Source organism: Rathayibacter rubneri (assembly GCF_023743255.1).
In the GTDB taxonomy this organism is placed as follows: Bacteria; Actinomycetota; Actinomycetes; order Actinomycetales; family Microbacteriaceae; genus Rathayibacter; species Rathayibacter rubneri.
The window spans coordinates 16,030-28,024 of sequence record NZ_JAMRYM010000046.1 but is presented as its reverse complement, the minus strand read 5'-3'; the positions used below and the strand labels follow the sequence as shown (position 1 = coordinate 28,024).

Genomic DNA, 11,995 nt, shown 5'->3' with positions numbered 1-11,995 from the left:
GCCGTGCCCCCCGTCCCCGGGGCGGTCACGCCCCAGGGCCCCCACTCGGGCGACGCGGGGGTCCGTCTCGTGGGAGGATCCGTCTCGTGCCGGTCGCTCCTCCGCCGGCTCCGCGCTCGGTCTGACGGAAGGACCACGGGACCGCCTTGCTCGACTCCACGACCCTCCGAGTCGCCTTCGGAGTCACCACCCTCACCCTCTTCCTGCTCTTCGCCCTCGTCACGTTCCGCACGACCCGGTCGGCCTTCAGCTTCTGGTGGTGCACCGCGCTCGCGCTGTTCATGGGCGGCTCGCTCGCCTACCTCCGCGACGGCACACCGGAGCAGATCTGGGCGAATCCGCTGGGCAACGGCCTGATCGTCGCGGGCGCCGCGAGCGTGTGGATGGGCAGCCGATCGCTGCGCGGCCGGCCGACGCCGTGGTGGCTCGTGATCGCCCCGACGGTGCTGATCGTCTCGGTCTCGGCGTTCGACTCGCCCTCGGTGAACGACTGGTCGGGCGGCCCGCTCTACCTCGCCCTCATGGCGACCCTCATCGGGCTGTCGACCCGCGAGATCGCCCTCCTCGCCGCCGGGCACTCGCGCACGCGCTGGCCGCTGCTGCTCTCCTCCGGGGCCCTCGCGGCCTACTACGCGGTGCGGTTCGCCGTGTTCCTGGCGGTCGGCCCGCGGAGCGAGCTGTTCACGACGTGGTTCGGCACGCCGTCGACGACCCTCATCACCCTGGTGCTGCTGGTCGTCGTGTCCTTCAGCATGGCGTCGCTCAGCGGCGAGCAGGTCGCGAGGATGCTCACCGCCCGCGCCGCCCGGACCCGGCAGGAGCTCGCCGACGGCGGAGGGGTGCAGCGCCGCCTGCAGCCCAAGTCGGTCCCGGACCTCCCGGGCTACGAGGTCGCCGGCGCCTGCGTGCCCAGCGGCGCGGTCAGCGGCGACTTCTTCGACTGGCAGCGCACCTCCGACGGTCTCGTCGTCACGCTCGCCGACGTCATGGGCAAGGGCGTCGGAGCGGCGATGATCGCCGCCACGGTCCGCGCGGCGCTGCGCATCACACCGCCCTCGCTCGATCCGGGGAGCACGATGGCCCTCGTCGACCGCGCGGTGGAGCCCGACCTCGACGCGAACGAGGCCTTCGTCACGCTGCTGCACCTGCGGCTCGACGCCGCGACCGGCGACGTCACCGCGGTCGACGCCGGCCACGGCCTCGGCGTGATCTGCCGGGCCGACGGCTCCCGCGAGCGCGTCCCCTCGCACAACCTGCCGCTCGGCGTCCTCGGCACGCAGGAGTGGGAGACGAGCACCTTCCGCCTGGGCCCCGGCGATCTGCTGCTGATCTGCAGCGACGGGGCGCTCGACCTCTTCGACGGGACGCTGGAGGCGCTGGAGCGCGTGGCCGACGCCGCTGCGGCCGCCGCGCCCACCGCGTCGGCGGCGGTCGCGAGTATCACCCGGCTGGCGTCGGCGGGCGTGCTGCCGGACGACGTGACCGTCGTCGCGATCCGCCGAGCGGCGGGCTGAGCGCACCGCCCGTCGCATCGGGCAGAATCGAGCGACCGGCGCCCGTTCAGGCCCCGGCAGGCTTCCGGGGGGGACCGCATGACTCGCACGCACTCACGACACGTCGTCCCGCTCCTGCTCGGCGCCTGCCTCCTGCTCGGGGCGACGGGATGCGCGGGAGCCGCCCCGTCCGCGTCGGACGCCCCGACCACCTCCCCCACCGCAGAGGGCGCCGTCGCGTACCCGATGCCGGATCTCGGCCCGTCCCCGGCGCCGGCGCCCTTCGACGCCGACCGGCTCGAGGCGCTCCGGATCGAGCAGCAGGACCAGCAGTGGCAGGGCGTCGTCGCCACCTACCCGAGCGCCGTGCGGCCCGCGGACCCCTTCCGGGAGTACCGCGACGAGGCCGCCGCCCCGGAGCTCGTCGACTGCCTCGAGGCGGCGGGGATCCCCGTCGACATCGGCACGGACGCCGACGGCGAGGGACCCGCCGGGCTGATGGTCAGCCCGGTGGACGAGGCCGAGTCCGTCGCCTCGTTCACCTGCTGGAGCACCTACCCGACCACTCCGATCGCACCGATGACGACGGAGCAGATCGACTACCTCTACAGCTATCTGACCGAGTACCTCGTGCCCTGCTACGAGGCGAACGGAGCGACGATCACCGCCGCTCCGTCCCGCGCCGACTTCGTCTCGCAGTGGCCGCAGCAGGGCTGGTTCCCGACCACCGCCGAGTCCTCGTTCACACTCGAGGAGGAGGCGGCGATCGAGGAGGCCTGCGTCCGCCCGGCCTGACCGCTCAGCGCGGTCGGCGCTGCTCGACGGGAGGCAGCGTCGGGAACGCCGCCGTCGGCCCGGACTGGTACCAGTAGGCGGTGCTCGAGAGGTCGTCCTGCCGCTCGAACAGCCCGTGGTCCCAGGCCCCGATCTGCTGCAGGGTCACCCGGAGGCGCTCGTCGAAGTAGATCGGGTCGGGCAGGTGCCAGCGGTAGAGCGCGTGCATCGGCACCGCCTCCGTCGAGAACGGCGACGCCCCGGTGGTGTCGCGCGTGCTGTGAAAGGGGTAGCCGAAGTACGGCGCGCTGAAGGTGAGGATCTCGGGTTCGGGATCGGCGCGCAGCTCGTCCTGGAACGCCCACGCACCGCCCGCGTAGTCCTCGAGACCCGTGCTGCACAGGGTCGGGAACTCGTCGTCGTCGTCGACGAAGAACTTCATCTCGCCCTCGCCCCACCAGTAGCGCTGGAGGGAGGCCAGCGCGATGTAGGTGCCGAGGTACGTGCCCCGGCCCTCCACGCCGTCGAGCACGACGTGGTCGCTCCCCAGCGCGGTCGTGCCGTTCGAACGCCGCCACTGGGCGTGGAAGTACTCGGTGCCGGCATCCAGCGCGTCGCCCGTCGTGTAGTCGACCTGGAAGAACACGTGCGGCAGGTCGCCCCCGTGCTGGTTCTCGAGCGTGAGGCGGGCGGAGCGGCGGAACGGCATGGGGATGTAGCTGTTCATCCCGCCGGTCGGCGCGACGACGATCGGGATCGAGGTCACCAGCGCGCGCGTCGCGAAGCCGTTGCAGAAGAAGTCGCCGAGGGGGACCTCGACGGCGGGCTGCTCGGAGTCGTCCCAGTACGCCCGGAGGACCAGGTCGCGCAGGACGAAGGGGCCCGCCTCGGTGCGGTCGGCCACGGTGATCCAGATGTGCCGGATCACCCCCGGGCCCTCGATCTCGGCCAGGGTCAGCGTCTCGCCGGCGGCGAGCGGCAGGTACGCCGTGCCCTTGCGGCCGGGACCGAGATCGGAGGCGGTCCTGGCCGCCGCGCCCGACGCTCCCGTCGGGTTCTCGGCGTTGATGGAGCGGCTGCGGACGCCGCGCTCGCGGGTGGTGGTGGGCCAGGGGATGGTCATCGGTACTCCTCGGAGACGGAGGCGGGCAGGGAGAGTGCGCGGATCACTTGACGGCCCCGGCGGTGACACCGCGGCTGAGGGTCCGCTGGAACAGGAGGAAGAAGATCAGCGTCGGGATGAGCGAGAGCAGCGAGCCCGCGTTCACCACGGTGATGTCGATCGAGTGCTGGCCCCGCAGGGTCGACAGGGCGATCGGGACGGTCTGGGAGGCCGGGTCGCTGAGCAGGATGAGCGGGATGTAGAACTCGTTCCAGGTCCAGATGAAGAAGAACACCAGCAGCACCGAGAGCGTCGGCCGGAGCACCGGGAACACCACGCGCCACAGGATCTGCCAGCGTCCGGCGCCGTCGATCGCCGCGGCCTCGAGCAGCTCCTTGGGGACGGTGGCCATCACGCTCGCGAGGATGTAGGTGCCGAACGCGCCCTGCAGCACCGTGAAGACGATGATCACGGCCCAGGGAGTGTTGAGCGTGCCCGTGGCCTGCGCCCCGTAGAAGAGCGGGTAGATCAGCGCCTCGTGCGGGAGCATCGTCGAGATCAGCAGCAGTGCCAGGACGACGCCGCTGCCGCGGATCCGCCCGACGCCGATCGCGTAGGCCGCCAGCAGCGCGACGCCGACACCGGCCACGGCGACGGAGCCCGAGATGAGCAGCGAGTTCCCCAGCGCCACCGGGTAGTCGACCCGTCCCAGATACGAGGCGAACGCGTCGAGGGTGAAGGACGTCGGGAAGGCGAGGGGCCCGTTCGAGGAGTAGTCCGCCCCGGTCTTGAAGGCGTTCAGCACGAGCAGCCAGAACGGAGCGAGCATGAGCAGGGCGAAGGCGGCCGCCAGCACGAGCATCAGCCAGTGCATCGGGGTGCGGCGGAAGCGGTGCTCCGCTCGGGGAGCGTCCACGGCGGTCATCGCGCCACCACCTTCTCGCCGTCTCCGCGCCGCTGCCACCAGAGCAGGACTCCGGCGATCGCGAAGATCAGGACCGACATCACCGTGGCGATCGTCGACCCGTAGCCGACCTGCGACAGCTCGAAGAAGTTGCGGTACGCGTAGTAGGAGGGGACGACGGTCGAGCTCTCGGGCCCGCCGCCGGTCAGGATCAGGATCGGGGCGAACACCTTCAGTGCGCCGACGGTGGCGGTGAGGACCACGATGAAGACCTCCGGACGGATCTGCGGGACGGTGATGGCCGTGAAGCGCCGCCACCAGCCGGCGCCGTCGAGCTCGGCGGCCTCGTAGAGCTCGGGGTCGACCCGCTGGAGCGCCGCCATGAAGATGACGACCGGGTAGCCGATCTGCAGCCAGACGAGCATCAGCATCACGGCGTAGATCGCCGTGGTCGGATCGCCGAGCCAGTCGGGCGGATCGGCGATCCCGATGGCGCGCAGGGCGGCGTTGAGGCTGCCGTCGCCGGAGTCGAGGATCCAGCTCCAGATGAAGCCGGCGACCGCGATCGGCAGGATCTGCGGAAGATAGAAGGAGGCCCGGAGGAACGAGGCGGCGCGGGCGCCGAAGCTCCTGCCGAGGTAGTCGAAGAGCAGCGCGGCCAGGACGATGCCGATCGCGGTCGGGATGACGACGATCGCCACGATCATCGCCACCGAGTTCGAGAACGACTGCCAGAACTGCTCGTCGGCCAGCAGCGCGGTGTAGTTGCCGAGGCCGTTCCAGCGCATCGGCGCCAGCCCGCCCTTCCAGCGGAACAGGCTGAAGAAGACGTTCATGGCGAAGGGGGCCACCACGACGACGACGAAGCCGACCGCGATGGGGAGGAGGTAGAGCCAGTAGCCGGCGCGGCCTCCGCCGCCCCGGTCCGCGCGCCGCGGGGGCGCGCCGACCGGGGCGGCGGGCGCGGGGCGCGCCGCCGGAGGACGGGGTGGTGCGGAGGTCATGATGGTCCTTCCGTGGATCCGGGTCAGCCCTCTTCGACCACGGCGCGGCCGTCGTCGTAGAACTCCTGCAGCTTCTGCAGGTACTCGTCGGCGGTCTCGTTGCCGTTGGACATCGCCTGCATGTTGTTCTGGATGAAGTCGAGGAGCCCGGGGACCGGGTAGTCCGGGTAGAAGGTCAGGGCGTCGTCCGCGACGAGCTCGTCGAAGCGCGCGGTGAACTCCTGCGTGAGCGGGTCCTCGATGGTGGCGGTGTCGCCCGCCAGCGGGAGCCCGCCCTTCCCGCCGATGAGGTTCTGCACCTCGTCGCTCAGGGTGATGTCGATCCAATCGGCCGCGAGGTCCTTGTCGCCGGCCTTCGCGGGGATGCCCCACAGGTGCCCCGACGAACCCATCGAGAGGTCCGCCCCGGGGAGGGTGAAGTAGCCCCACGGGAACTCGGCCTGCTCGCCGATGCGCGCGAATTCGCCGTTGTTCCAGATGAGCATCGCCGCGTCCTGGCCGAGGAAGTTCACCGTGGCCTGCTCGAACGAGAGCCCGCCGAGGTCCTCGCCGACGTAGCCCTTCTCGATCCAGTCCTGGAAGCGCTGCGTGCCCGACGCCCACGGGTCCTGGCTGAAGTCGATGTCCTTCCGCAGGAACATGAAGTCGTCGATGGGGGTGCGGTCGTTCCCGGCGGCCTGCGAGACCAGCGAGTACCAGACCCACATCTGGTTGAAGCCCTGGCTGGTCGCGGCCGAGCTCGAGATCGGGGTGACGCCCTGCGCGACGAGCTTGTCCATCGCGGCCTCGAAGTCCTCGATCGTGGTCGGCGGCTCGGTGATGCCGGCCTTCGCGAAGAGGTCCTTGTTGTAGTAGAGCATCACGTACTCGCCGATGTTCGGGACGCCGTACCAGTCGCCGGAGCCGGCGTTGCCGTTCTCGTCGTAGCGGGCGAAGGACGACATCGCGCCCGAGACCTTCTCGTCCCAGCCGCGCTCCTCGACGAGGTCGGTGATCGGGTCGAGCAGGCCCTGCGCCGCGAGCTGGCCGCCGTCGGAGTTGCCCTTGTTGAACTCGATGACGTCGGGGACGTCGTTGCCGGTCAGCAGGATCTTGGCGTTCTGCCGGATCGCGTCGAAGCTCGTGGTCTGGTAGTCGACCTCGACGTCGGGGTGCTGCTCCTGGAAGAGCTCGACCGCGCGGGCCCAGCCCTGGCCCTGGGCGGAGTCGGGGTTCTCGTACTGCAGGATCGTGAAGGTCCCGTCGCTCTCGGCTTCTCCGCCGGCGGAGGAGCAGGAGACCAGGGTCGTCGCACCCAAGAGTGCGGCGGCGGCGAGGGCGAGTGCGCGACGGGGTCGTCGGGGGTGTCTCATGTCAGCTTCCTTGCTTTCGTGATGGGGGGACTGCCGCAGGCGTGCGCCGACGGCAGGGGCGAGGGGGTCGCCGCAGGCGCGACGACGGGAGGGAGTTGGGCGGGTGATCCTCGGATCAGCAGTGCGGGTCCGCCGGACGTCGGCGCGGGAGCGCGGGACGGCGGCGTCGGGTCAGCCCGGCGGCCCGACCGACTCGCGCAGGACGAGCGGGCAGCGCATCAGCCGGTGCTCGTACGGGAGCGAGGACTCGCCGCGGATCCGCAGCACGGCCCGCTCCATCGCCCAGGAGCCCATCTCGGCGTGGGGCAGGGCGACGCTGGTGAGTCCGGGCAGGACCGAGTCGGCGACGGCGATCTGATTGTCGAAGCCGACGATCGAGAGGTCCTCGGGCACCCGCAGTCCCAGCCGTCCGGCCGCCTGGTAGAACGCGAACGCGAGCCGGTCCGAGAAGCAGAAGACCGCGGTCGGGCGGTCGGCGCGGGAGAGCAGGGCGGTGGCCAGCGCGAATCCGTCGCGGGCGTCCGGACCCGGGGCCGCCACGACGATCGACTCGTCGAGCGCGATGCCCGCATCGGAGAGCGCCCGCTCGTAGCCGCGGCGGCGCAGGGTGGCGGCGATGTAGCGCTCGTCCGCCACCCCGCAGTAGGCGATGCGGCGGTGACCCGCCTCGAGGAGGTGCCGGACGGCGTCGTAGCCGCCCTGCTCCTCGTCGGGCACGACGGAGTCGACGTCGGTCCGGTCGGCGGAGCGTCCGTCGAGGACCACGACGGGCACCGACGTCGGCACCAGGGGCAGCTCCACGTCGCGGTGGAACTCGGCGGCGAAGACGAGGGCCTCGATGTCGCGCTGCAGGAGCGACTTGACCGCCGCCGAGTCGAGGTCGTGGTTGCCGCCGGAGTCGATCAGCATGAGCAGGTAGCCGAGGGTCCAGGCGGTGTCCTGGGCGCCGCGCACCATGCCTCCCGCGAACGGGATGCTCGCGACGCCGTCCGAGAGCATCCCGATCGTGTGCGACTTCCGGGTCTTCAGACCGCGGGCCAGGAGGTTGGGCACGTAGCCCATGTCGTCCGCGGTCCTGCGGATCGTCGCGGCGACCGTGGGGTTCACCCGACCGCTGTCGCGATCGTTGAGGACGAGCGACACGGTCGACGCGGACACGCCCACGTGCCGTGCGATGTCCTTCAGTGTCAGCATCGACACTCCCTCCGTCAAACGATTGATGCGACCGTAAAGTCGTCAATCGCGTTGACGCAACGGACGTAGCGAATCGTGATCGAAGTCGGCTTCCGCGGAGGGGCATCGCACCGGATCCGTCGGCCGAGCGGCCGGTCCGGCACCGGACGGAGCGACGGCGCTGGGGGCGCCGCGCCTAGAGTGGCGCGCATGGCACGAGCTCGCACCGTCGGGTCCGCGGCGACGGTCGGCGCGATCGCGCTCCTCGTCGCCGGATGCGGGCCGACCGAGTACCACGGCTCCGACAGCGGGATCGACGGCGTGCTCTGGCGCCGGATCGCCGCCTTCGAGGACCCCCTGTCCTCCGAGCTCTTCGAACCGCGCGTCACCGAGCCCGCGCCCTACCTCGCGGCACTCAGCGGCAGGCGATGGGACGGGGAAGCGTCCACAGCGGCCGAGCTGGACCTCGCTGCGGGCGGCGTCGTCCTCTACGACCTCTCGTCCACGCCCACCTCGGCGAACGCCTCGGTCTTCATCGCCTAGGGTCCCCGCTCCCCCGACAGCGCGAGTCCGAGCGAGGTCTACACCTGCTACCGCATCGAGACCGCGTTCACCGGCGACCCCGTGCCCTCGGCCGGACGCGTCCTCCTCGACAGCTGCCCGAAGCCCCTGGTGTCACTGCTGGCCGAGGACGCGGCCTTCGCGAGCGGTGAGGTGTTCGACGGGTGACGTGGACCGGCCCTGCCGCCCCTCGTCACTGACCTGCACCACGTCGGCGAAACGGCCGGGCGTACGGCGAAGAGCATCAGCGACCTCTCACCACGGGAGGTCCGCCGGCCGCCCTGCGCCTCGCGGCGACCTCGCGAAGGGGGTATGGACGCGCCCGCGAACCACAGGACAGGAGCCTGAGGCCGCTTCTACGATGCGAGCATCTGGGCCAGGACCGCGTAGAGCTCCTCGGGGTCCCGGGCGAGCATCTGCTTGATCATCGCCGTCTGCTCGTCCACGACGACCTCGTAGGCGCCGCGCTCCACTCCGTCGAGGGTCGCGCGCGCCACGTCCGCGGGGTCGGTCTTGGCGATCGAGACGCCCGCAGACATGTCCGTGTCGGCTACTCCGAGGTGCACCGACATCACAGCTGTGCCTTGCCCGGCCAGCTCATGACGCAGCGCGTTGCCCATGTTCCACAGGGCGGCTTTCGAGACCGCGTAGGCGGAGGCTCCGGGCATCGCCAGCCAGGAAGCTCCCGAGGCGATGTTCACGATGCTCCCACCGCCGTTCGCAGAGAGGAGGGGGGCGAAGGCACGGATCACGGACAGGGTGCCCCAGACGTTCGTGTCCATGTCGACGTGCGCCGCGTCCAGATCGCCCAGCAGGGTCGCCGTGGTGGCGATCCCGGCGTTGTTGATCAGCAGATCGACGTCGGTCGCGACAGCGGCGGCGGAGGCGACGGACGCCGGGGAAGTGATGTCGAGGGCGAGACGCTCCGCGCCCTCGAGGTCGATCAGTTCAGGACGTCGAGCGGTCGCGTACACCTTCGCCCCGCGCTCGATGAGCTGAGCTGCGAGATGGCGTCCGATACCGCGGTTCGCGCCGGTGACGAGGGCGGTGGCTCCAGAGATGTTCATACCGGTACGCTAGAACCTGACGTCAACGTGAGAATCAAGCCGGGGAGCCGAGAGAATGCGGATCGGAGAGCTCGCAGGACGGGCCGGAGTCAGCGTGCGGGCGCTGCGGTACTACGAGGAACAGGGCCTCCTCGACTCCGAGCGGACGACGGGCGGACACCGGGAGTACCGCGAGTCCGACGTGACGCGAGTGCGCTTCATGCAGAAGCTGTACGGAGCGGGCATGCCCAGCCGCCGCATCATCGAACTCCTGCCCTTCCTCGACACCGGAGTCGCGACACCGACGATGCTCGACCACTTCGACGAGGAGAGCGATCGCATCCGACGCCGGATCGAGGACCTCACCGCCACCCACGATCGCCTCACGCGGCTCCGCGACATCGCGGCGGAGTCGGTGGCCGGGCGGCCGTCGGACGAGTGCCGCTCGTCGGCGAACGCAGCCGCCGCCTGACGATCCGCCACCGCTCGAGGCCGTCCATCAGTCGCTGCATCGCTGAGTTCTCGCGGGCCGCGTGAGCTTGCTGGTGGCGGCAGAGGGTCGCACGGCTCCACCCGACCAGACGAGCCGCGTCCTCGGCGGTGCGCTGATCGAGCCGGTGGGCGCGCGGAGCGACAACGGGATCCGGACCGGTCCTGCAAGAATCCGTCGCATGACGGAACGCAGGCCGGACGTGCAGGACGTCTCCTTCCTGGCGACCCTCGCGTTCTCGCTGGGCGTCGCCGGTCTCCTGCTGACCGGCCTGTGGTGCGCCGCGGTCTACCGGATCGGTGATCGTGCCAACGGGGTGCTCCACCTCCTGGCCACCTGCGTCGACGTGCTCGCACTCGTGTTCGGCCTCCTGGTGCTCGCAGCGGGTTCGAGTCGAGCATGGGTGGGCGCCAAACGAGGCGTTTTCGCGCTCCTTCCCACGGTCATGCTTGTCTTCTCAGGTTTCATCGTGTCCGTAGCGGCTCTGATCTTTCAGCCGGCTCCATGAGTGCGCGTGTCATTCGGAAGCCGGGAAGCAGTACACGCAGGACGCCTCTCGGCTGAAGGAGCGAGACGTCGAAGGGGAACTGCGCGAGCCGGGTCGCCGCCGCTTCTCCCGAATCGAGGTCCGAGCGTCGACAGCGCTCGTCGGTCATGCAGTCCGCATCCGTTCCGCTGACGGTCAGCAGGGTGACATCGGCATGGTCGTCGCACGGGACGCTCGCACGATCAGCGCCTGAGAAGCACCGCCGGAAGCAGAAACCCCGTGGACGTGGGATGGCCGGCGGATCAGGTCGGTCGCTACTGTCCGGGGATGACCGGACCCTTCTCGACGAATCGATCCTTCCGGTCGTTGCTGACGGCCCTGGCGGCCGCGATACTCCTGCAGTTCATCTCACTCGATCTCCTCCTCCACTCTCCGACCGGCTCTCTCGGACACGCCGTCGGTACGACGGGAGTGGTCCTGACCGGCGGCGCCTCCGTCATTCCCGTGTCGCTGATGTGGGTGAAGGTCGGAGACCGGCTCGACCGTCGTCTGGCTCGTCCGACGCGGTTCCGGGTGCGGTGGATGCGCTGGAGACGTCAGCGCCCGCGGTACGTGGCGATGCTGAGCCGGGTGCGCGCGCAGGCCCGAGCCGACTTCACGGCGCGACGGGATCTCGACCGGTTGCCGATCGGGTCCTCCGGATCCTCCCCGCGGACCTGGGACGATCTGTCCGCGTCCCTCGAGAGGGCGCTCCTGTCTCTCGACCACGCCCCGGTGTCCCTCGTTCGACAAGTCGATGCGGAGCTCCGTCGATCCGAGCCCGTGTGGCGTCGGCAGGAGTACGCCATCGGGCTCGATCTGCTCCTCGACCCGAATTCCACCGACCCGAGGGCGCTGAATCATGACTGGCAGCACCTCGCCGGCAGCCTCGACCGGATGGTCTTCAGCGACCTCTACTCCTTGCCGTGGCAGAACCGGAACTGGATCGGTGAATCGCTCTGGGACCTGCGCTTCTCGCACGATGCCTCCGACGGGTTCGCCGCCGGTTGGCGGGTGCCGTACCGGTGGGACCAACGACTGCGGATCGTGCAGGTCACCGCCGCCCTCGAGGCGCAGCGCTACGAGCAGATCGACGTACTCGACGCAGCCACGCGGGCGAGCGGCACGACGGGGTACGCCGCCTTCGACGAGCACCGAGGGCACCGCACCGACACCTTCATCCTGAAGCCCGAGCTCGCCGGATGGGTCGCGCGGAGGCCGCGCACGGCGCGCGAGATCGCCGAGCACCTCAGTCGATCGATCCCCTGGCTCGACGACATCGACCAGAGCGAGCAACGCCTCAGCGAGGTGATGACCGTGCCGATCGCTCCACCAGCGATGACCGGAGTCCCGGCGCTGTCCCGTCTGGAGATCGCCTGGCGAAAGGCGGCCCCGCATCTGAGGGTGCGGAACCGCTGGCTTCAGGAGCGCCGATTCCGGCAGGTCATGGCCGCGATCAAGGCCCCGGAGCCGGATCCGCTGCGTCGCTCGTGACCGTCCTCCCCGGGCGCTCTCACGGGTGCCTGAGGGAATGGACTCACCGACGCCCACCCCCGGGCCCCCGACCGCC

The 11,995-nt window shown here is 70.5% G+C and carries 11 protein-coding genes and 1 pseudogene; 5 read left to right on the top strand and 7 right to left on the bottom strand.

Annotation, left to right across the window (positions count from 1 at the left end; translation table 11 throughout):
- The first annotated feature begins 146 nt into the window (after positions 1-146).
- Positions 147-1,514 (top strand): PP2C family protein-serine/threonine phosphatase, encoded by a 1,368-nt coding sequence (locus tag NB037_RS11490; RefSeq protein WP_251945873.1) that lies wholly within the window; start codon positions 147-149, stop codon positions 1,512-1,514.
- Positions 1,515-1,592: 78 nt separating this feature from the next.
- Positions 1,593-2,288, top strand: a complete 696-nt coding sequence (locus NB037_RS11485) for a hypothetical protein (protein ID WP_251945871.1) — start codon at positions 1,593-1,595, stop codon at positions 2,286-2,288.
- 4 nt (positions 2,289-2,292) lie between these two features.
- Here NB037_RS11485 and NB037_RS11480 read toward each other — a convergent pair whose 3' ends face one another.
- The 5 genes from NB037_RS11480 to NB037_RS11460 all read right to left on the bottom strand — a co-directional run bounded on the left by NB037_RS11480 (position 2,293) and on the right by NB037_RS11460 (position 7,823).
- Positions 2,293-3,390 carry a glycoside hydrolase family 172 protein gene (locus tag NB037_RS11480; protein WP_251945868.1) on the bottom strand — a complete coding sequence of 366 codons (1,098 nt, stop codon included), beginning with the start codon at positions 3,388-3,390 and terminating at the stop codon, positions 2,293-2,295.
- 43 nt (positions 3,391-3,433) lie between these two features.
- Complete coding sequence (locus NB037_RS11475; protein ID WP_251945867.1) at positions 3,434-4,294, bottom strand: carbohydrate ABC transporter permease; 861 nt, start codon at positions 4,292-4,294, stop codon at positions 3,434-3,436.
- On the bottom strand, positions 4,291-5,277 hold the full coding sequence (locus NB037_RS11470; protein WP_251945865.1) for a carbohydrate ABC transporter permease: 987 nt from the start codon (positions 5,275-5,277) through the stop codon (positions 4,291-4,293). The genes NB037_RS11475 and NB037_RS11470 overlap by 4 nt, the downstream gene beginning before the upstream one ends.
- Before the next feature lie 23 nt (positions 5,278-5,300).
- A complete protein-coding gene (locus tag NB037_RS11465; protein WP_251945863.1) occupies positions 5,301-6,629 on the bottom strand; it encodes an ABC transporter substrate-binding protein in 1,329 nt (442 codons plus the stop codon).
- Positions 6,630-6,800: 171 nt separating this feature from the next.
- Positions 6,801-7,823: a LacI family DNA-binding transcriptional regulator gene (locus tag NB037_RS11460; RefSeq protein ID WP_251945860.1), complete on the bottom strand. Its 1,023-nt coding sequence runs from the start codon at positions 7,821-7,823 to the stop codon at positions 6,801-6,803.
- A gap of 189 nt (positions 7,824-8,012) precedes the next feature.
- Between NB037_RS11460 and NB037_RS11455 the strand changes: the two genes are divergently transcribed.
- On the top strand, positions 8,013-8,345 hold the full coding sequence (locus tag NB037_RS11455) for a hypothetical protein (RefSeq protein WP_251945858.1): 333 nt from the start codon (positions 8,013-8,015) through the stop codon (positions 8,343-8,345).
- Between the two features lie 374 nt (positions 8,346-8,719).
- Here NB037_RS11455 and NB037_RS11450 read toward each other — a convergent pair whose 3' ends face one another.
- Positions 8,720-9,430: an SDR family oxidoreductase gene (locus tag NB037_RS11450; RefSeq protein ID WP_251945855.1), complete on the bottom strand. Its 711-nt coding sequence runs from the start codon at positions 9,428-9,430 to the stop codon at positions 8,720-8,722.
- A 55-nt stretch (positions 9,431-9,485) separates the two neighbouring features.
- Here NB037_RS11450 and NB037_RS11445 point away from each other — a divergent pair, with 55 nt between their 5' ends.
- Entirely contained in the window at positions 9,486-9,881 is a 396-nt protein-coding gene (locus NB037_RS11445) for a MerR family transcriptional regulator (RefSeq protein WP_251945853.1), read from the top strand.
- Positions 9,882-9,921: 40 nt separating this feature from the next.
- On the opposite strand, the pseudogene NB037_RS11440 reads toward NB037_RS11445, so the two are convergent.
- Positions 9,922-10,026 (bottom strand): annotated as a pseudogene (locus tag NB037_RS11440) (recombinase family protein); the annotation flags it as partial.
- A gap of 687 nt (positions 10,027-10,713) precedes the next feature.
- Between NB037_RS11440 and NB037_RS11435 the strand changes: the two are divergent.
- Positions 10,714-11,919, top strand: a complete 1,206-nt coding sequence (locus tag NB037_RS11435; protein WP_251945850.1) for a hypothetical protein — start codon at positions 10,714-10,716, stop codon at positions 11,917-11,919.
- Positions 11,920-11,995: the final 76 nt, after the last annotated feature.